The organism is Haloarcula sp. KBTZ06, from assembly GCF_048595605.1.
GTDB classification, from domain to species: domain Archaea; phylum Halobacteriota; class Halobacteria; order Halobacteriales; family Haloarculaceae; genus Haloarcula; species Haloarcula hispanica.
This window is the reverse complement of record NZ_CP184337.1, coordinates 99,868-119,214: the sequence shown is the minus strand read 5'-3', so window position 1 is coordinate 119,214 and position 19,347 is coordinate 99,868. Positions and strand designations below refer to the sequence as shown.

22 protein-coding genes, 1 tRNA gene and 1 other RNA gene are annotated in these 19,347 nt (G+C 64.7%); 5 read left to right on the top strand and 19 right to left on the bottom strand.

Annotation, left to right across the window (positions count from 1 at the left end):
- Positions 1–24: 24 nt before the first annotated feature.
- From ACNO8S_RS00655 to ACNO8S_RS00585, 15 genes are all read right to left on the bottom strand, one after another.
- On the bottom strand, positions 25–1,248 hold the full coding sequence (locus tag ACNO8S_RS00655) for a CbiX/SirB N-terminal domain-containing protein (protein WP_014039268.1): 1,224 nt from the start codon (positions 1,246–1,248) through the stop codon (positions 25–27).
- Positions 1,245–1,904: a cobalamin biosynthesis protein gene (locus ACNO8S_RS00650; protein ID WP_420182329.1), complete on the bottom strand. Its 660-nt coding sequence runs from the start codon at positions 1,902–1,904 to the stop codon at positions 1,245–1,247. Before ACNO8S_RS00650 ends, ACNO8S_RS00655 begins: the two co-directional genes overlap by 4 nt.
- A complete protein-coding gene (locus ACNO8S_RS00645; protein ID WP_420182328.1) occupies positions 1,901–2,173 on the bottom strand; it encodes a ferredoxin in 273 nt (90 codons plus the stop codon). Before ACNO8S_RS00645 ends, ACNO8S_RS00650 begins: the two co-directional genes overlap by 4 nt.
- Entirely contained in the window at positions 2,173–3,252 is a 1,080-nt protein-coding gene (gene cobJ, locus ACNO8S_RS00640; protein ID WP_014039266.1) for a precorrin-3B C(17)-methyltransferase, read from the bottom strand. Before cobJ ends, ACNO8S_RS00645 begins: the two co-directional genes overlap by 1 nt.
- 2 nt (positions 3,253–3,254) lie before the next feature.
- Entirely contained in the window at positions 3,255–4,181 is a 927-nt protein-coding gene (locus ACNO8S_RS00635) for a precorrin-3B C(17)-methyltransferase (RefSeq protein ID WP_050007644.1), read from the bottom strand.
- Positions 4,182–4,403: 222 nt separating this feature from the next.
- Positions 4,404–5,168 (bottom strand): SDR family oxidoreductase, encoded by a 765-nt coding sequence (locus tag ACNO8S_RS00630; RefSeq protein ID WP_050037425.1) that lies wholly within the window; start codon positions 5,166–5,168, stop codon positions 4,404–4,406.
- A 158-nt stretch (positions 5,169–5,326) separates the two neighbouring features.
- Complete coding sequence (gene cbiG / locus ACNO8S_RS00625) at positions 5,327–6,298, bottom strand: cobalt-precorrin 5A hydrolase (RefSeq protein ID WP_014039263.1); 972 nt, start codon at positions 6,296–6,298, stop codon at positions 5,327–5,329.
- A 363-nt stretch (positions 6,299–6,661) separates the two neighbouring features.
- The gene (locus ACNO8S_RS00620; RefSeq protein WP_420182327.1) at positions 6,662–7,564 is read right to left on the bottom strand and encodes a cobalt-precorrin-4/precorrin-4 C(11)-methyltransferase; all 903 of its coding nucleotides are present in this window, start codon (positions 7,562–7,564) and stop codon (positions 6,662–6,664) included.
- Positions 7,557–8,354, bottom strand: a complete 798-nt coding sequence (locus ACNO8S_RS00615) for a cobalt-factor II C(20)-methyltransferase (protein WP_014039261.1) — start codon at positions 8,352–8,354, stop codon at positions 7,557–7,559. The genes ACNO8S_RS00620 and ACNO8S_RS00615 overlap by 8 nt, the downstream gene beginning before the upstream one ends.
- Positions 8,351–8,956 (bottom strand): precorrin-6Y C5,15-methyltransferase (decarboxylating) subunit CbiT, encoded by a 606-nt coding sequence (gene cbiT / locus ACNO8S_RS00610; protein WP_050037422.1) that lies wholly within the window; start codon positions 8,954–8,956, stop codon positions 8,351–8,353. The genes ACNO8S_RS00615 and cbiT overlap by 4 nt, the downstream gene beginning before the upstream one ends.
- A gap of 177 nt (positions 8,957–9,133) precedes the next feature.
- The gene (uvrB, locus tag ACNO8S_RS00605) at positions 9,134–11,194 is read right to left on the bottom strand and encodes an excinuclease ABC subunit UvrB (protein WP_420182326.1); all 2,061 of its coding nucleotides are present in this window, start codon (positions 11,192–11,194) and stop codon (positions 9,134–9,136) included.
- A gap of 49 nt (positions 11,195–11,243) precedes the next feature.
- The gene (locus ACNO8S_RS00600; RefSeq protein WP_014039258.1) at positions 11,244–11,855 is read right to left on the bottom strand and encodes a hypothetical protein; all 612 of its coding nucleotides are present in this window, start codon (positions 11,853–11,855) and stop codon (positions 11,244–11,246) included.
- A 60-nt stretch (positions 11,856–11,915) separates the two neighbouring features.
- Positions 11,916–12,392: RNase P RNA component (rnpB, locus tag ACNO8S_RS00595), an RNA gene on the bottom strand.
- 327 nt (positions 12,393–12,719) lie between these two features.
- Complete coding sequence (locus tag ACNO8S_RS00590; RefSeq protein WP_014039257.1) at positions 12,720–14,483, bottom strand: nitrite/sulfite reductase; 1,764 nt, start codon at positions 14,481–14,483, stop codon at positions 12,720–12,722.
- Between the two features lie 92 nt (positions 14,484–14,575).
- Positions 14,576–14,917: a hypothetical protein gene (locus tag ACNO8S_RS00585; protein ID WP_005536443.1), complete on the bottom strand. Its 342-nt coding sequence runs from the start codon at positions 14,915–14,917 to the stop codon at positions 14,576–14,578.
- A 271-nt stretch (positions 14,918–15,188) separates the two neighbouring features.
- Between ACNO8S_RS00585 and ACNO8S_RS00580 the strand changes: the two genes are divergently transcribed.
- The 4 genes from ACNO8S_RS00580 to ACNO8S_RS00565 all read left to right on the top strand — a co-directional run bounded on the left by ACNO8S_RS00580 (position 15,189) and on the right by ACNO8S_RS00565 (position 16,688).
- Positions 15,189–15,335: a hypothetical protein gene (locus tag ACNO8S_RS00580; protein WP_008311379.1), complete on the top strand. Its 147-nt coding sequence runs from the start codon at positions 15,189–15,191 to the stop codon at positions 15,333–15,335.
- 128 nt (positions 15,336–15,463) lie between these two features.
- Positions 15,464–16,141, top strand: coding sequence for a DUF7119 family protein (locus tag ACNO8S_RS00575; protein WP_050037418.1), 678 nt, complete (start codon positions 15,464–15,466; stop codon positions 16,139–16,141).
- Between the two features lie 34 nt (positions 16,142–16,175).
- A tRNA-Lys gene (locus ACNO8S_RS00570) sits at positions 16,176–16,249 on the top strand.
- An 85-nt stretch (positions 16,250–16,334) separates the two neighbouring features.
- On the top strand, positions 16,335–16,688 hold the full coding sequence (locus tag ACNO8S_RS00565; RefSeq protein WP_261385018.1) for a hypothetical protein: 354 nt from the start codon (positions 16,335–16,337) through the stop codon (positions 16,686–16,688).
- Between the two features lie 38 nt (positions 16,689–16,726).
- On the opposite strand, the gene ACNO8S_RS00560 is transcribed toward ACNO8S_RS00565, so the two are convergent.
- The 4 genes from ACNO8S_RS00560 to ACNO8S_RS00545 all read right to left on the bottom strand — a co-directional run bounded on the left by ACNO8S_RS00560 (position 16,727) and on the right by ACNO8S_RS00545 (position 18,689).
- Positions 16,727–17,596, bottom strand: a complete 870-nt coding sequence (locus tag ACNO8S_RS00560; protein ID WP_146418050.1) for a hypothetical protein — start codon at positions 17,594–17,596, stop codon at positions 16,727–16,729.
- A 111-nt stretch (positions 17,597–17,707) separates the two neighbouring features.
- The gene (locus ACNO8S_RS00555) at positions 17,708–18,040 is read right to left on the bottom strand and encodes a hypothetical protein (protein WP_420182325.1); all 333 of its coding nucleotides are present in this window, start codon (positions 18,038–18,040) and stop codon (positions 17,708–17,710) included.
- A 49-nt stretch (positions 18,041–18,089) separates the two neighbouring features.
- Positions 18,090–18,269, bottom strand: a complete 180-nt coding sequence (locus tag ACNO8S_RS00550) for a hypothetical protein (protein WP_014039251.1) — start codon at positions 18,267–18,269, stop codon at positions 18,090–18,092.
- A gap of 111 nt (positions 18,270–18,380) precedes the next feature.
- The gene (locus tag ACNO8S_RS00545; RefSeq protein WP_129755900.1) at positions 18,381–18,689 is read right to left on the bottom strand and encodes a hypothetical protein; all 309 of its coding nucleotides are present in this window, start codon (positions 18,687–18,689) and stop codon (positions 18,381–18,383) included.
- Between the two features lie 79 nt (positions 18,690–18,768).
- Here ACNO8S_RS00545 and ACNO8S_RS00540 point away from each other — a divergent pair, with 79 nt between their 5' ends.
- Positions 18,769–19,182, top strand: a complete 414-nt coding sequence (locus ACNO8S_RS00540; protein WP_014039249.1) for a hypothetical protein — start codon at positions 18,769–18,771, stop codon at positions 19,180–19,182.
- Positions 19,183–19,347: the final 165 nt, after the last annotated feature.

The window sequence follows — 19,347 nt, the reverse complement described above, 5'->3', positions numbered from 1 at the left end:
TTGTAGTGTTGGAAGGGTGTACTCTCAAAGCGTCTGGTCGACGAGTTCGCTCACGATGCGGTCGCGGTCAAGATGCGAGGAGACGATGTCGGCGGCGTCCTCGTCTTCGACGCCGCCGTACCAGACACCGTCCGGGTAGACGGCGACCATCGGCCCCTCGCCGCAGCGGCCGAGACACGACGACCGCGTGATGCGGGCGTCGCACTGGTCGCTGTCGCGGGCGGCCTGGCGCAGTCGTTCGAGGACCGCGGGTGCGCCGTCCTGTGCGCAGGTCTGGTTCGTACAGACGGCGACGTGTTTCTCGGGGGCGTCGTGGACGTGGGGGTCGTCGTCGACGTTCTCGCGGTCGGCGTGTTCGGCCTGGTGGGTCAGCGCCCGGAGCATCGCGCGAGCGCCGCCCTGGTCCTCCTCGTAGCCGTCCAGTTCGACCTTGTACTTGCAGGTGTCACAGGACATCTCGACGCTCCCGGTCCGAGCTTCCTGCCAGCGGTCGCCCAGCACGTCCAGCAGGCGCGTGTCGGTCCCGAGCGGTTCGCCCGGCGCGGCGTCGACGTAGGGGTATTCCTCGTCGAACTCGCGTGCGCCGTCCTTGATGCGGCCGGTCAGCACGCCGTCCCCGAGCATGTACGGGATGACGACGACGGCGTCGGGCCGGGTCTTGGCGATGTCGTGCAGGGTGTCGTCGAGCAGCGGCTCTGTAACGCCGATGAACGACGCTTCGACCCGCGAGAACTCGCGGCCCTCGTACAGCAGGCGAGCGAGCTTGTGCACGTCGGCGTTTGCGTCCGGGTCGCTGGACCCGCGGGCACAGACGACGGCGGCCACGTCGTCCTCCTCCCGGTCGACGCCCAGTTCGGCCTCGACGGCCGCCGCGCGGTCGTCCAGCAGGTCCAGCAGCGCCGGGTGGACGCCCAGGTGCGCGCCGTTGTTGATGGTCAGTTCCGGGTGGGCCTCGCGGGCCTGCTCGACGGCCAGGGGCACGTCGTTTTTGACGTGACTGGCGGCAAACAGGGAGAGGTGGACCACCGATACCTGCGAGACGGCTCTGGCCAGCCCCGCGATGGCCTCGTCGATAGCCGGCTCGGCCAGTTCGAGAAAGGCCGCGTCGACCGGGATGCCGAGTCGGCCCTCCAGTTCGACCGCAAGGTCGCGGACCTGTTCGTTCGACTTCTCGCGCCGGGAGCCGTGGCCGACCAGCAGCACCGCTTCGTCGTCCAGCGTCTCCGGCGCGGTGATAGCTTCACTCATCGGACTCGTTCAATGCTTTTCTGGAGCTTGCGCCGGCGGCTCGGCGCGAACAGCCCCGTCTCTTCGCTGCCCTCGTACAGCCAGTCACCGAGGACAGGTGCCGCGTCGTCGGCCACGCCGAACCAGTAGCCCGACGAGGTCTCCGAGAGCTCGTCGTAGGGCGCGTCGACCGGACAGCGGTCGAGCAGCGTCTGTATCGTCCGGAGGAGTCGTTCGTCTTCGTGGACGAAGGAGATGCCGACGGCGTTGTCGTCGGACTTGAAACAGACCGTGCCACAGCTTTCGAGCAGCCCCCGGAGGAGCTGGCGGTCGTAGTCGGCCAGCGCGTCGAAGCGGTAGCCGCCCGACTCGCCGTCGAAGGGCAGGCCGAGCGCGGCGCTGGCGCGGTCGGCGAGCCCGCCGACGACCTGCACCGTGAACTCCTCCTCCTGGCGGGTGATGGAGGTGTCGTGGGCGTAGGCTCGCTCGACGATGCGGCGGTCAGCCCGTTCCGCGCCAGCGATGGACGCGAGCCGCCGGGCGGCCGTCTCGTCGTTGGTTCGGACCGTGACACAGCCGTCTTCACACTCCCCGTCGCCGGCGACCCGGCCCCAGAAGTATGCTGTCTCGGGATGGGCCGCAAGCATGTCCCGCGGCGCGCCGGTCTCGACGCTCATGGCTGGACCTCCTCGGCGTCACTTGCCGGTGTGCCGACGGCCCCGGCGTCCTCCTCGACGGATTCGACGTGAATCGCGTCCAGCGGACAGGCCGCGGCGGCCTGCTCGGCGTCGTCCCGTCGGTCGTCGTCGAAGGTGGCTTCGATTGCCGTCCGGTCGTCCGTTTCGATGGCCGCCAGGCCGTCGCCGTCCTCCACGAAGCGGTCGTCGCGGACGAGACAGGCGAAGATACCGTCGCAGGCCTCGCGGTCGATGGTGATTCGGTACATTAGTAGTCGTACTTGGTTTCGTAGCCCCGCGGGGTCACCATCCGGTCGTCCCAGACGTAGGTGTCCTCGTTGCCCACGAGCAGGGTGGTGGTCATGTCGACGAGGTCCGTTTCGCCGAGTTCCGGCAATTCGCCGAGTTCGACGATTTCGACCTGTTCGTCCTCGCGGCCGGCGGCGTGGACGACGCCAACGGGCGTCTCGGGGTCGCGGTGTTCCAGCAAGATCTCACAGCACTTCTCGTAGTTGTCCCGGCGCTTGCGGCTCCAGGGGTTGTAGATGGTGATGGTAAAGCCCTCCTTGGCGGCGGCGTGGAGCCGCGACTCGATGGTCGGCATGTCTGTGAGGTGGTCCGACAGCGAGATGGAGACGGTGTCGTTGACCAGCGGCGCGCCGACGCGGGCGGCACAGGACTGAGCTGCCGGGACGCCCGGAACCACGTCGAAGTCGAGCATCGTCGCCGTCGCGCCCTTGGACTCGATGATCTCCAGCGCGAGGCCGGCCAGCGCATACACGTTCGGGTCGCCGCTGCCGATGATGGCCACGTCGTTGCCCGCCAGCGCGCGGTCGATGGCCTCCTCCGTTCTGGACACTTCGCCACACATCGGCGTGTTGTAGATGTCGTCGGCTCCCTCAGTAATCTCGTCGGGCAGCAGTTCGACGTAGGTCGTGTAGCCGACGATGTGCTCGGCGTCCATGAGGGCGGAGCGGGCGCGAGCGGTCATTCCTTCAGGCTGGCCGGGGCCGAGGCCGACGGCGATGAGCCGGCCCGGTTCGGCGTCGAAGTCGTCAACCGTCGCGCCAACCTCCTCCTCGTCCGAGGAACCGGACGACGAGGACGCGCCACAGGAGCTACTGCTGGAGGAAGACGACGATTCGGACGACGATGAGGCCCCGCACTTCGAGGCGGTGTCGTCGCCCGTGTCCGGACTCGTCTCTGTCGACGAACTCGCGCTCGCACCGCATTTCGAGGTGGTATCGGTCTCTACTTCGCTCGCGCTCTCGGAGGCGCTTCCCGCCTCGCTCGCCCCGCATTTCGATTCTGTCTCGGTACTTGCGTCAGTAGTGTTGTCAGTGCTCATTGTTAGAAATCGTCGACGTCACGCCCACCGCGCGGGGTGACGAGGAACTCCTGATAATCGTTGCGCCAGACTTCGGTCTCGTGAGTGCCGACGACGATGGACGAGCCCATGCCGCCGACCTTGTCGTCGTGCTCGGACAGTTCGCCGAGCGTCGTGATCGTCTCCGTCTCGTCGTCGAGGTTCCGGCCGGCCTCGCCGCGGCCAGAGTCGTTGACGATAGCGGCGGGCACGTCGTCCGCTCGTTCCTCCCGCAGAACATCGACGGCTCGCTCGTAGTCGCGCCAGCAGTTGTAGAGGACGACGACGAAGCCGCTGATCGCGGCCGCCCGGAGCTTCTCCTCGATTTCGTCCCAGCCGCGCCATTTGTCCGACAGCGAAATCGTACAGAAATCGTTCGACAGCGGCGCGCCGAGGTTCGCCGCGCCCGACAGCGCCGCGGTCACACCGGGGACGATTTCGATGGGGACATCGTCGGCGTCGTCGGCGTCGGCCATCGTAAACAGCAGGTCGGACTTCCCGTAGACGTTCGGGTCGCCGCCGGAGACGTGGGCGATGTCCTCACCGGCGCGGACCCGCTCGAAGGCCTCGCGGGCGAGTTCGACCTGTTTGCCCATCGACGACCGGATGAGCGTCTGCTGACTGCCGTCGGGCCGCTCCAGTACGGCCCCTTCTTCGCCAGCGATTTCGCCGTCATCGGTTTCGCCGTCGAGTTCAGCCGATTGGGGCGGGAGCGTGCCGTCCTTCCGGAGGAACTCCTGATAGAGGTTCGAGGCGATGATACAGTCAGCGGTCTGGATAACGTCTTTCGCCCGCTGGGTCATGTCGTGGGGGAGCCCCGGCCCGATACCGACCACGTACAGCGTCCCGTAGTCGGCTGGACGCGTCGCCTCAGCCGCGGCCGCTGTCGACTGGCGTCCGTCGCTACTCATCCTCGGTCTCCGAGGGCCGCCGGTCGAATCTCGATACTGTGGCGCATGGTGAGTACAACGCCGCTTTCGCATAAAACAATTGTGCTTGTACTAGTCCAACCGAAGGTGTTGGGAAGGGGTAGTTTGGTTGTATACGAGCTCGGGGAAGAGTCGAGAGCGGTGGCTGTGCAACCGTACTCACGTCGACGAATCGCAGCGCAAACAGTGTAATAGCTGCTTCGGTCAGGTGTTCGTCAGTCCTCCGTCGACTACAACGCTCTCGCCGTTGACGTAGGAGGCCATATCGCTGGCGAGGAACGTCGCCACGTCGGCGATCTCCTCCGGTTCGCCGAAGCGGCCGGAGGGGATGAGTTCCTTCAGCATCATTTTCGTCGTGTCGTCGATGCGCTCGTCCTCGAACATCTGGGTCTTGCTGTAGCCCGGATGGATGGCATTGACCCGGATGTCGTAGTTGCTCAGGCGATCCGCAAGCGCGTACGTGAACAGTCGGACTGCGCCCTTCGAAGTGCAGTAGTTGACCAGCAGGCCGGTGCCGCGGATGCCGCCGGAGCTGGACATATTGATGACAGTGCCACCGCCGTTCTCCCGCATCGCCTCTGTCGCGACCTGCGCGCCGAAAAACACTCCCTTCGTGTTCACGTCCATCAGCCGGTCGTAGTCCTCCTCAGTCGTCTCGTAGAAATCAGCTATCTCGGAGATGCCGGCGTTGTTGACCATGATGTCGATGCCACCCAGTTCCTCGGCCGCGGTGACAGCCACCTCCAGGTCGTCGGGGTTGGTCACGTCGCACTCGACGAAGTGTGCTGTTTGGTCTGTCTCGGCTTCGACCAGTTCGTGGGTCGGTTTGCCGCCCTCGCGGGGGTCCTGCTGTCGGTCCGCAATGATAACGTCTGCGCCGTGCTCCGCGTACCGTCGGCAGATGGCCCGGCCGAACCCGCTCGCGCCGCCCGTGACGACCGCCGTCTTGTCTTCGAGTAGTGTTGTCATGCGACATTTGTCACCACAGGTCCACATAATAAATAAGTTTAGAGTTGTACAGCGGCAAGAACTCGGGACAGTTGTGGAGTCGCGGCCAGAGATGGTTCAGTAGCTGCTCGGTGACCGAAGACCGGAACTGAAACCGCAATGCCTGAGAAAAAGCGAGATTAGCGCCCGATAGCGACGGTCACAGCTTCGTCATAGCGGGTCTTCTCGGCCAGCAGATCGTGCTCGCTACCGGCGGCGATGGCCGACGCCTCGGCGATGCCCGGCCACCCGATGAGTTCCTTCGACCGCGAGGGGGTCGGTCCCTCGAACTCCTCCAACGTCTCCTTCTCGAAGGCAATGACACCCAGCCCCCACTCCTCAGCAGCGGCGAGCATGCCTTCCTCGTCGGCTTTTCGGGTGCCAGTCGCGATGAACTCCACGTCGTCGCGGTCGAGGTCGGCCTCGTCCAGCGCCTGTTCCCAGGCCGCGTGGAACTGCTCGACATCCGCGCCGGCGACGCTGCCACACCCGAGCACGACGCCGTCGTCCTTGTTGCGCTTGAGCACCGTCACGTCGTCGTCGACCAACACGGCCTTCGGGCCGTCGAGGCGCTCGATGGGGCCGAGTTCGTCGTCCAGCACGGCGAGGTTCGTCGCGACCGTCGAGTCCCCGTTGACGACGTGGGCGTCAAGCGCCTTGGCCTGCTTCTCGACGCCCTGCTTGTCGGCGGCCTCGCTCGCGGTCGTCATCGCCGGCACCGCGCCCATGCTTGCGAGGTCGTCGGCGACCTGATTCGCGCCGTGGTGGCCGCCGGTGATGGGGATGGCCCAGGTGAGCTCCTCGTCGACGACACAGATTGCGGGGTCGTCCCACTTGTCGTCGAGCAAGTGGGCCGTCTTGCGCATCGCGATGCCACTCGCCATCAGCCCGATAAAGCAGTCGTACTCGCCCCAGTGTTCCTCGAACACGTCGCCGTGGTATTCGAGGATGTCGATGGACTCGTAGCGGTCGCCGATGCCGTCGACGATGTCCTCGGCGGTGTCCATCTTCCGCTCGAACGCGACGATAGCGATATTCTCGGCTACTTCGCCGTCTGAATCGGGTGCTTTGCAACCGTGCGAACCGGAGTCGTCGTCTGTGTCAGTGCTCATGAGTTAGGTCCGGCCGGTGAAACTGCCCCAGGCGACCGGCCGGGCAGCCGCGTGGGTGATGTCTGTGAGTCAATACTCGACTGCGAGGTGACGCGAAACTGCTGTCGGCGCGCGCTGGCGCGCTCGGATGGCGCGCCGATGCTGTGCGAGGGACGAACGGCCGACGACAGTCGGGAGTGAGTCGGTTGGGGAGGCGTGTGGCTCGCGGTGCAGCGCGGTGCTGTCGGGTGGACTGAAAGGGGCCGGTCGCTCCGGAAAGACGGCCGAAGCAAGCACGCGAGCGAAGCGAGCGCGCACAGCGAGGCCCTCGACCGGAGCGACCGGGGGCTTTCGAATTGTGCTTGACCAATTTGACGAGTCATCCTAGTCGTCGGCTTCCTGCGTTCCGTCAGTCGAGTCACTTCCACGGTTCGCCCAGTCGCCATAGAGGAAGGAGCGCTCGTAGTCCTCACCACCAACAGCGTCCCCAATCACGACCATCGCGGAGGCGCGATACCCCGCGTCTTCCAGTTTCTCGCCAATGGTCGCAATCGTGCCTTCGATGACGTCCTCGTCGGGCCAGGAAGCGTGATAAATCGCCGCAACAGGCGTCTCTGGGTCGTGGCCGTCTTCGAGCAGACGGTCCATCGTCTCGCTGACGGCGTGGGTTCCCAGATAGATACAGGTCGTCACGTCGCCCATGCCGACGAACTCGGAGATGTGATCCTCGTCCTCGTCCAGTGTCTTGCCCTGCGGGCGGGTGAAGGCGACGTGGTTGGCGACCTCGTTCAGCGTCAACTGCGTGCGCATCGTCGCGCTGGCGGCGAACGCCGAGGTGACGCCGGGAACGATGTAGGTCGGGACCCCCTCGTGTTCGAGCGCATCCATCTGCTCCAGCGCGGCTCCATAAATCGCGGGGTCGCCGCTGTGGAGCCGGACGACGGTGTCGCCGGCCTCGTAGGCGTCGCGCATCAGCGGAATCAGCTCTTCTAAGTCCTTGCCGATGGAGGAGACTGTCTCGGCGTCGGCGCAGTACTCCTCTAGAAGTTCGCTGTTGACGAGCGACCCGGCGTGGACCACGAGGTCGGCGTCGGCCAGTAGCTCGCGGCCGGCGACGGTCAGCAGCCGGGGGTTGCCCGGTCCGGCCCCGACGAAGGGGATGCCCTCCTGTTCGTCGCCGGCGTTGTGCTCGTAGACGCGGTCGTCGCGGTTGCCGGCGACGGAGTCGATGGCCGTCTGCGGGTCCGTCTTGTCAGTCTCGCCAGCCTCGTTCGGTTCCTCAGTCATGCTGCACCTCGTCGCCACAGAGAGCGGCTTCGGAGCGCTCCTGTCGCACTACCGCCCCAGACCCGTTTTCGCCGCCGTCGGTCACGACGCCGCTCTCGTCGGCCGCTTCGAGGAAGGCGTCGGTCGCCTGCTCGACGCGGGTCTCGGGCTTCTCGGCGTAGGCCAGCGTGTAGTAGTCTCGCTCGTCGATTTCGCTTGGGTCGTCCGTGACAACTGTCTCGCCCTGTTCCATGAACAGCCGGCGGCCGTACACAACGTCGTAGCCGGCCTCGACCAGCCCCTCGTGGGTCGCCGGCGCGTCGGTCACCTTGAACAGGATCATCCGATCGGGGCCGGTCGGCGACGCGCCGCGGTCGGCCTCACGCAGCGCTAAGCTTGACCCCGCGGTGATTTCGACGCCGAGCGCCGTCGCGAACGCCGACATGGCGCTGACGCCGGGTACCACTTCGAGGTCGACCTCGGGGTGGAACGCCGCCAGCGTCCGCCGGAGATGGCCAAAGGTCGAGTAGACGTTCGGGTCCCCGAGCGTGACGAAAGCGGCGTCGCCGTCGCGGGCCGTCGGCGCGATTTCGGCGGCGGCGTCCTTCCAAGCCGCCCGGAGTTTCTCCTCGTCGCGTGTCATCGGGAAGTCGAGGTCGCCGATGCGCTCCTCGGGGACGTGTTCGGTCGCGACCGAGCGCGAGAGCCGCCCCGGCGAGTACACCACGTCGGCGGATTCGAGGGCGCGCTTCCCGCGGACGGTCACCAGGTCGGGCTGGCCGGGACCGAGGCCGATGCCGTAGAGCGTCATCGGTCGCCTCCGTCCTGCGCCGCAGATTCGGCCGGCGACCCGCCGTCGGCGGCAACGTCCTCGCTGGCGCTGCCGACGAGCATGTACACCGGGTTCTCCGAGTTGAAACTCGTCGCGCCGGCGAGTTCGTAGCCGTGGCTCACCTGGAACTGGACGACCTCCTCCAGAATGTCGCGCTCACGGAAGGCCTCCGTCGCCGCGCCAGCGACTTCGAGCCGCGAGACGTTCATCACGATTCGGTCGACACCGGTCTCGACCGCGTGGTCGAGGATGGCCTCGTAGTTGCGCGACCCGCCGAGGAAGAGGGCGTCGGCGTCGTCCGGCAAGCCCTCCGGGGCCTCGGCCTCACGCAGTTCGACATCGGCGTCGACGTCGTTAGCGGCGAGGTTCTTGCGAGTCACGTCGAGTCGGTTCCCCTTGCGTTCGAGCGCAGTGACCCGCCCGGCCCGGCGCGCCGCCGTGATGGTGACGGCGCCGGTACAGGAACCGACCTCCGCGAAGTGGTCGGACCCGGTGAGAGCGAGTTTGCTAGCGAGAACGGCCCGGACCTCCGGCTTGGTGGGACCGGCCTTCGCATCGTGTGGGAGCGAGACGCGGGACATCACGCTATACAACTGCAGTAGCGCGTAAAACAATTTTGGTTGTATTAATCCAAGTCGAGATGACAGCGGCATCGGTGCCGGACAGGGGCGAGTCAGCGGGCCGATTGACAGCAGCGCGAGCGGGCAGTATCAGAGCGGTGCCCAGAACCCGGGTCAGACCAGAGTCTAGATTCCGGGTCAGAACTCCGGACCGGGTGCCGGCACGCCGTCGCTGTCGTCGCCGCCGTCCAGATCGAACTCCTCGCGCAGTTCGCGGATGCGGTCTCTGATGTCCGCGGCCAGTTCGAACTCCAGGTTGTCCGCGGCCTCCTGCATCCGTTCTTCCAGTTGCTCTATCTGGCGGGCGGCCTCGTCGGCGTCGCTCGCGCCGTCGCTGGAAATGCCGCCGGTGTCGGTCTTGCTCCCCGGCAGGTTCGTTTCGCCGACTTCCTTCTCGATAGTCGTCGGCTCGAAGCCGTGTTCCTCGTTGTACTGCTGCTGGATGCGCCGGCGGCGCTGGGTCTCCTGGATGGCCGACTGCATGGCGTTGCTGCGCTCGTCGGCGTACAGCACGACCTCGCCGTTGACGTTCCGGGCGGCCCGGCCCATCGTCTGTACCAGCGTCGTCTCCGACCGGAGGAACCCCTCCTGGTCGGCGTCCAGAATCGCAACGAGCGACACCTCGGGGATGTCCAGCCCCTCCCGGAGGAGATTGATGCCGACCAGCACGTCGATGTCGCCAAGCCGGAGCGACCGGATGAGTTCGTGCCGTTCCAGCGTGTCCGTCTCGTCGTGCATGTATGCCACGTCGACGCCGGACTCCTCCAGGTACTCCGTGAGGTCCTCGGCCATCCGCTTGGTCAGCGTCGTGACGAGCACCCGTTCGTCGCGCTCGACACGTTCGTCGATGCGCTCCAACAGGTCCTCGACCTGGCCCGTCGCCGACGCGATCTCGACGGCCGGGTCCACGAGGTGGGTCGGACGGACGATCTGCTCGACCACCTGATCGCTGTGTTCGCGCTCGTAGTCACCCGGCGTCGCGCTCACGTACAGCGTCTGGTCGGTCTTCTCCTCGAACTCCTCGAAAGTGAGCGGGCGGTTGTCGAAGGCCGTCGGCAGGCGGAAGCCGTTCTCGACGAGGCTCTCCTTGCGGCTCTTGTCGCCCTCGAACTGGCCGCGGATCTGGGGGAGCGTCTGGTGGGACTCGTCGACGACCGTGAGGAAGTCATCGGGGAAGTAATCCAGCAGGGTGTAAGGGGCTTCACCCGTCTCGCGGTCCGAGAGGTGGACCGAGTAGTTCTCGATACCCGAACAGTAGCCCGTCTCCTGCATCATCTCGATGTCGAACGTGGTCCGCTCCTCGATTCGCTGGGCGGCGACGTGGTCGCCCTGTCGCTCGAAGTAGCTGATACGCTGGTCCAGCAGTTCCTTGATTTCGTCGATGGCCCGCTGGAGCCGCTGTTCGGGAATCGAGTAGTGTTCCGCCGGGTGGAGCAGGGCGGCCGGTTCCTCGCTTTTGACCTCGCCCTCCAGCGGGTCGACCTTCAGCATCCGGTCGATCTCGTCGCCCCAGAACTCCACTCGGAGGGCGTAGCGGGCATACATCGGGTAGATCTCCAGCGTGTCCCCGCGCACGCGGAAGGTCCCCTGTGTGAAGTCCACGTCGTTGCGCTCGTAGTTCAGGTCGACCAGCCGACCGAGCAGGTCGTCGCGCTCGATCTCCTGGCCCACCTCGAGCGAGAGGGACATGTCGATGTAGTTTCGCGGGTCACCGAGGCCGTAGATGGCCGACACCGACGCGACGACGATGACGTCGTCCCGGGTGAGCAGTGAGCGCGTCGCGGAGTGGCGCAGCCGGTCGATCTCGTCGTTGATGGAGGCGTCCTTGTCGATGAAGGTGTCCGTCTGCTCGACGTAGGCCTCGGGCTGGTAGTAGTCGTAGTAGGAGACGAAGTACTCGACGGCGTTATCCGGGAACAGCTCGCGGAACTCCTCGTAGAGCTGGGCCGCGAGGGTCTTGTTGTGGGCGATAACGAGGGTCGGTTGCTGAATCTCCTCGACGACCCAGGAAACGGTGTTTGTCTTCCCGGAGCCAGTCACACCGAGCAGGGTCTGCCGGTCCATCCCCTGGCGATAGCCCGACGCGAGCCCTTCGATAGCCTCGGGCTGGTCGCCCGCCGGCTCGAACGGGGCGTCGACACGGAACTCGCGGTCGACATCTGGTCGGTCGATAGAGAGTGGTCCGCCGGTGTCGCTCATTACCCACACATCGGGCTGGACGGACTTGAGCCGCGTGGTTCGTGAAGCGTTAGCAGACCGGCTTCGGGTTCACGCCGAGATCTTCGAGCGTCTCGAAGTATTCGTCGTAAGCCGTCGAGATGACATCGATAGCAGCAGCCTCCGCGGCGTCCCAGTCGTCGTCGCTCTCACACACCGCATCGAGCAGTTCGGCGGCCTCGTCGCGGAGGTCCACCACGTCGCTGCCGGCGCTGCGGAACGTACTCGCCGTCTGTGGGTCCGCTTGGCCGGTGAAGAAGCCGGTGTACTGCTCTTTGACCTTCTTGTCGACGAGCGACCAGCCGACGAAGCCGCCGAGGCGTTCGACGGTCCCATCGAGGTCAGCGAGCACGCCGTGCATTGCCGGCGTCCGGTCGACCGGATCGGCGTCGATGCTATCGCGGCGCTCAGCCGTCTCGCCCGCCGCATCGGCGAACAGCACCGCCGCGTCGTCGTGGCCGTCGTCGCTCCAGGCGTCGAACGTGTCGTGAGCTGCCTGCTCGCGGGCGGCGGCCGCCGAAAGCACTACGTCCGGTTCCATCTCGCCGCGGGTGTCAGCATAGAGCGTCTTCGAGGAGCCCAGTCGGGAGAGTTCCGTCTGCTGGTCGTCACGAACTGCGTCGATAAGGTCGGCTGCGGTCATACACTGGCCTGCGGCCGGCGCGGGCTTGTAACCATCGGACCCGCCGCTATCAGAATCAGTGGCTGCGGGGAGTAAGCCCCCTTCTGTTCGGGCCAGCATTCGGCTGAGCGGCCACGTCCAGCGCTTGCGCGCAGCGTCGGACTACCTGTCGACGCGGCCTTGCACCGGTGAGGTTTCGCCGTTCCATCGGTCCGTCGCCGGGAGCGTGGGGCGCATCAGCGGCCCACGGAATGGGTGGGGCGTCTGCGGCCCACGGGTGGAGCACAGATGTGGTCCACAACTGCGCGCCCCGGAGTCACCGGGTCGCGACTGCCCTCGGTGGGTTAACTCTCCCTCGCTTTGGCCGCGTGCCGCACCGTCTGGTGGGGCACGACCAGCCTCGCTCGGGATTCGCACACCTCATCGGTCCGGCAACGACGTGTCGTTGCTGTTCCAGAGCCGACGGTCTCCCGCCCCGGGCTTGCGCCCGGTCACCTGTCCGACAGGTGGGGGGACTTTCCTCATGGCTTGCGCCACGGGAGCCGGCCTCCCGCTGCCACTTACTGCTACGCCAGTGCGGCGAATAAGGCTTACCAACGACCTTTTTCTGCGTCGGGTTCGCGCGAAGCGCGAACCACTCCTTGAAAAACGTCGACGAAAAAGGCCGGACTCGCCACACCGCGGCGAGTCCGGGGAAACCGCTCGCTTCGCTCGCGGTATGTTCACGGTGACTTAAATTGTGTCTCATCCTCAGGCAGACCTGCCCTCCCCCGGGTCGCGCGACAGAGCGCGCTCCCGGCCACAGCGTCGGGAGAAACTGTGTGAGAAAGGCGGGTCACAGCGCAATTCGACAACAGTCGAGACGCGAATGCCCAGCAGTGCGCCTTAGTCGTCGGAGGGCAGGGGCTCACCAGAGCCGTCAGTCGGCGCAGGCGAGGACTGCATGTCGTCGTCCTCTGCGTAGGGGTACCACGTCATCTTCGTGTTGTGCATGTACGGGTCGTGGTAGTCCGTCTCTTCGGGCTCGACCATCTCGGCCAGCGTTTCCTCGTCGCGGTCCTCCACGAAGTCACGGAAGGTCTCGCCGCCCTCGCGGGCGTTCTTGAAGTTGTTGACGAGGTTCTTGATCGCGCCGGGGACTTCGTCGGCCGGGACGCGCATCTCCACCCAGTCGGCGAAGCGCGGGTCGTCGCCGAGGCCGCCGCCGAGACCGATGTCGAGCGCCTCGACCGGTTCGCCGTCCTTGCGGGTCTTCATGCCGCGCAGGGACACGTCGGCGATCTGGGGCTGGGCACAGGAGGCCGTACAGCCAGAGAGGTGGATGTGGAAGTCCTTGTGGTCCTCGGGCAGTTCGACGTTGTCCTTGAGCCAGCGGGCGTAGCGGACCTGGCGGTTCTTCGTCTCGACGATAGAGAGCGAGCAGTACTCCGTGCCCGTGCAGGCGATGGAGCCGCGCATGAACGGCGACGGCTCGGGGGAGTAGTTCTCAAGGAGGGGTTCGCTGGTGAACTCGTCGAGGTTCTCCTCGGGGACGTCAGTGACGATGATGTTCTGGCGCTGGGTCAAGCGGACCTCGCCGGAACCGTACTCGTCGGCGAGTTCCGCGAGTTCGAGCACGTCGTCGGCGCCCATGCGGCCGACCAGGACGTTCAGGCCGACGTAGTAGTTGCCGTCCTTCTGTTCGTGAATCCCGACGTGGTCGTTGTGCCCGTCCTGGGACCCGGTGTTGTAGCTGTACTGGTCGCGCATGTCCTCGCCGGCGGTCGGCAGTTCGAAGTCGACGTAGTCGTCCTGGAGGACCGAGCGCATCTTTTCCGGCCCCCACTCGTCCATGAGGAACTTGATGCGGGCGTTGAAGCGGTCCTCGCGGTCGCCGTGGTCGCGGAAGAGCGCGGACATGCCGTGGGCCACGTCGGCGGCCTGCTCCGGCGGCACCCACACGTCGATATCGCGGGCGAGGCGCGGTTCCTTGCGGGAGAGGCCCCCGCCGATACGGACGTTGAAGCCGAGTTCGCCGTCCTTCTCGGCGGGCTCGAAGGCGAGGTCGTTGATGTCGCCCTGGCCACAGCCTTCGTCACAGCCGGCGATGGCGACCTTCCACTTGCGCGGGAGGTTCGAGTAGTCGTCGTTGCCCTTGAACGTCTCGTGGAGGTCCTCGGCGACGGGCCAGGCGTCGACGTGCTCGTGTTTGTCCTTGCCGGCGACGGGACAGCCGACGATGTTCCGCCAGGAGTCACCGCAGGCCTGCTGGGTGCCCAAACCGACGGCTTCGAGCTTCTCGAAGATCTCCGGGATGTCCTCCAGTTTGATCCAGTGGAGCTGGATGCTCTGGCGGGTCGTCCAGTCACAGTAGGCCTCGCCGAACTCGGGGTTATCGACGGGGCCGGTCGCGTACTCCTTCGCGACTTCGCCGATGACTTCGAGCTGGCCGGGCTTGATGACGCCGTTTGGCGTCCCGATGCGCATCATGAAATACGACTCCTGGCCGGAACGCTGGTGGTACAGCCCCCACCATTTGAAGCGCTCGAACCAGGCGTCGTGCTCGTCTTCCGGAATGGCGTCCCAGCCCTTCTCTGCGAACTCCATCAGATGCTCTCGAATCTCGTTACCGTAGACCTCGTCTTTCCATTTCTCGACTTTACTGGGCATAGCTAATGTGTTCTTCCACAAGTCTCACAGACTTATACAACACACTTTGCCGTCAACCGTCGCCACCACTCCCCGAAACAAGAAATTGTTGCCTATTCTTCGGGACGGGCAAGCCGGGTTCGCTTCTCCGGAAAATGGACGCTCTCGTGGACGACACCGTAGAATTCGCCGGAATCGGGGTCTACGACGCGGCCGACCGTCAGCCAGTCGGTAACACCGCTTTCACCGCAGGCGATACACTGACCGGCTATTCGCGCCTGAATATCCGGGTAATCCACGCCCACTTTTACGAACCCCTCGGCGAGGAAATCCGTCGTCTCACACCCACAGAAGTCGCTTCGAGCCAACAACCACAGGTCCGAGACGTTCACTTCCCGCGAGTCGTTGACGGAAATCCAGGCCCCGTCGTCGAGCTGGTGAACGTCGGTCGTCATTACATATCATTAGATTCCAGAGATACCTGAGAGCATCGGCGGTCACAAGTATCACCGGATCGGGTCGAATCCACCGCAGTCATGCGGTGAGTGTATCAGAACATAATGACCCACTATTTGGTGGGATCTGTACGAGATACAAACATATGTTGCCTGTAAGTCGCAGTGCGGGCCAAGCTTACAGGAGAGTCCGTGTTTAAGATAGTGGGGGCGTTACGAAGGAGTACGACACCACGCGGCGGCCACGCAGGTCGCTGCTGTGACAGAAACGATGACGAACGCACAACAGACCCACGACGACGACGCCGAACGCGAAGAGCCGACCACAGACCACCTCGACAACGTCGAGGATGGCTGCGGTTGCACAGAAATCTGGGAGCACATGAGCGAAGAGCGCGAGAGCGCCTCTGACGACTGATACAGACTGTTGTGACTGCGTATTAATTGCGCCGGCCCGGGTCGGCGAAATCCCGGAATGACTTACAATAGCCTGTATGACACCCCTGTACGGGATACTTTTGTGCGGTGCTCCCCAAGCACGTATCGATGCCTGAGGGGCCCGACAATTACGTTCCATCGACCGACCGTGAATCACCGGTCGGTAAACCGGTCATCCGCGGGGACCCGGCACTCACTGGCCAGCGGCCCGAGGAGGCCATCGAGTTCGATCCCGACGACCCCGAGAGCCTCGAGCTCGCCGCCAGAACGGTCGAGAAGTTCTCCGAGAACACCGCCGGCGCCGACGACAACGTGTTCATTCTGCGCGGCGCGGCCGCGTGTGCAGCCCTGGTCCGTGGTGAGGGGTCCTACAAGGCCGCTGCCGAACGGGCCGGTGGCGAAGCCTCGGTCTCGTTCATCCGGAAGTGGTCCCGCGTGCACGACCTCCCGCGGTCCGTCCGGATTCACGTCGCCAAGGGAGAAATTGCGCCGACGGCGGCCAAACACATCGCCAGAGTCTCCGGCGAGTCCCGCCTCCTGCTGGCGTGGGCCGCCCTCGACCACGACCTCACCGTCCGCCAGATCCGGTCCGTTGCCAGCAGTGTCAACGACGGCGCGTCCGTGGACGCGGCGCTCGCCAGAAACGGGTACGCGCTGGGCGAGTTGCGGACACAACTCGGCCGCGACGCCTACTGTCGACTCCGCCGGCAGGCCGCACTCGATGGGGCCTCCCCCGGAGAAGTCATCAGCGAGGCTATCGAATCGTACTTCGACGACGGACCGTAAGGTCTTAATCGCCGCTCCCCCGAGCGAATAGCGAGGGCCGGTAGCTCAGTTAGGCAGAGCGTCTGGCTTTTAACCAGATGGTCGGGGGTTCAACTCCCTCCCGGCCCGTGCAACGAACCGACGAGCACCGCGAGTCGGTGAGTGAACCGGCAGGAAGGAGTTGAACCCTGGAAGGCACGCACAGCGAACGAATGTGAGCGAGTATGTCTTCCTCTGGTTCAATTCCTGCCCGGCCCGCTGTTCTGTGTACAAGAAGCAGCGCGACAGGACAGAGTTCGAGACCGGTTCATTTACCACCGAGACGGCGGATGGCACCAGTATGGACGGAAATACCGGTACAATTCAGCGCGCACTCGCGCAACCGCTGCGCCCGTTGGGCGTGACTGTGGGCGTACTGCTCGTCGTCGCCACGCTCGCTGCGATTGCCAGCACGCCGTGGCAGACGTACGCGTCGATGGGCGCGGTAATTATACAACTGGCGGCAGCGGTCGTGATGGGGTTGATCGGTGTCGGACTGGCGTACATCAGCTGGGCAGCCGACGCGTAAGTCAGTCGCCAAGAACAGAGCCGAAAACAGACGTCTTGTTATCCGCGGACGGGCATATACGCCATCCCTAGCATCAGCACGGCAGCGATGCCCGAGAGTATCGAGACGCCCCAGATGCCGTTCTTGCGCTCGTGGAAGTAGTCCTGCTGGTCGAGCGTCGTCTGGTACTGGTCGTACTGCTGAATCGGGACGATCTGGACGGTGCTATGGTCTGGGAAGTGCGTGAAGAACTGCTGCTCGTTCAGCGTGACGTTCCCACCCTCCGAAAGTTCGATTGTGTTCTCGCGCGGTGCGAACCATTCGAGGGTCGCGCCGTCGTCGGTCACTTCGGAGATCGTGGTCTCCTGGGTGCCGCTATCGGTCGCGTGCGGGTAGGTATCGCCGGTGGTGAACGACACCGTCTCCGGCTCTGGGAGCCATTCACTCAGCGGGACTTGCGTGTTGTTCGACCGGTAGACTACGTACTCGGTCCCGTTCTGGGTCGCCAGCGTGTTCTGGACTGAGGTGTCCTCGGCGAGGAGCGCACTGACGTTGAGTTCTTCTTCGAGGGTCACCGTACTCTCGTTGCTGTCAGTGTGCACGCGGTAGGTATCGTTCTGGTAGGTCGTCGTGGCGTTGTGCTCTAGCGTCGCTGTATACCGTGACGATTCGTTCGTCCACGAGAGGTCAGCTGCCATGCTGCCACCGCCACCGCCGCCGTGGCCGCCACCGCCGCCGCCGGACATGTGGATGTTCGTGGCTGTGTATTCCGTTCCGTCGACAGTGAACGTACTCTCGTTGGTCAGTTCGGCGTCAGCGTCGAGCGACACCGCCGGCCGCTGACTCTCCGCGACGCCGATGTAGGCGTACGCAGCAACACTGATAACGAGGAAGAACGCGAAGTACGCCGCCGCGGCTCGTCGTTGCATATCAGGAGGGTCAGTCGCCGCGCCGTTTAATGATTACTTTTCGAGTGTCTTGATAGACGGGTGGCACGGGCGTCTCGCCCCAGTAACGGCGGTGTCGATGTATCGCATCGATCAGGCTATATCGGACTCGCCAGCGAGAACGTCGTAGCTGTCGAGCGTCCCTGCCATCGACGGGGCATCCGGATCGTCTTTCCGCTGCGTACCGTAGTCCATCCACACGCCGCTCGTGTAACTGTACATTTCGAAGGCAGCCTCGGTCTCGACGACAATGTCGATGACTGCGTCCTCGGGGGCGTCATCGAGAACGACGGCCGACCGAACGTCGTTGTCGTGGTGCATCACCCAGACCGCGACAGCGCCATCGATGTCATCCAGCAAGGCACTGGCTTCCGTCGGCGAGAACGGGCGGTGGGGCCAGTCGTCGACGGGTTCTGGTTTGTCCATACCAGTCGGACGGGCCGGAACGGCATCGGTGTTCCCCCGTTTTCCCCGGTTAGTCGGCGAAGTAGCTGGTGAAAAAGCCGGACAGGAACGACGAAATAGCGACGGCCATGGCCATGTCAGTCAGGCTCCACGGCGCGTCCTCGTCGTCGGCCAGCCAGACAGTGATACCGACGCTGACGACCAGTGAGACGATCCCGTTGAGGAGGTGCTTGCTCTTGAGCAAACTCATACACCTATCCGTTGGTGCGGGGTTCGTATAGAGATTACCCACGAGCGACGTGTCGCTGACCGAAACGCGGCCGCTGAATTCGCGTGATGGGTAGTGCTGGCGCTGGGACAGTTAGCCGTTACAGCAAACCGTGTACCGAACCTCTGAGTGAACGAGCGATTCGACCTGCTCGACGACGCCGTCGACCGTCTCGAACGGTCCGAACTTGCTCACGACCGCCCCGTCCGCGCGTAACACGACTGTCCACCGGTACCCATCCGGGCTATCGTTCCGCTCGAACGCGAACTCGCGGTCGGGCAGTCGAGCGACGACTTGGCCGTCAGTAGTGACCGCCCACGACACGCTATCGGCAAGCGCGCTCTCCAGTACTGTTTCGAGTCGCCGGGCGAGTCTGGTCATCGGTTCGTCCCGTGCGTCCATACAGAAGCGTAGAGGGACAGAAGCATAAGCCGTTGTGACACTACACAACGTTCAAACGGCCCAAACCCGTACATGGGGTGTGACTCAGTCGCTTCTCGTCTACGACGGCAGTACCGACCTGTTCCGGCGCGCTGCCGAGACGGTAACCCGCTGTGCCACGGACATCACGCCGGTCCCCTGGGAGTCCGACGCGATTCAGGCGTTTCTCCAGGCACAGTTCGACGACCTGCCGTTTGCGTTCATCCTGATTGAAGGCGAGTCCGTTCACGTCGGCGAAGCGGCTGTGAAGGAAGCGCTGGAAGGCCTCGATGTCGCGGCCCCTGTCGCCCGGTTGGCCGAGCAGGTGTATCCCACCGCCGCCGCGCCGTTCGGGCGTGTCGTCCACGGCCAGGTCCCGGCCGACATCCACGGGACCTTTCCACTGGACGAGGCGGCGAAAGCACACATCGCGCCGCTCCGGCAGGTCCACACGATCCCTGTCGAAACAGAGTGATCGAGACGGTCAGTGATATGGTCGACCAGAACTGGCCTGCCACGCGGTCGCCATACGACAGTGCGTCGCGCGCAGAGACCACATGCGCCGATTTCGTACGCTTCGGATAATGAGCGACTGCGTCGACTGCTCCGCTGTTCGGAGGGTTGAAAACCTGTGACCGGC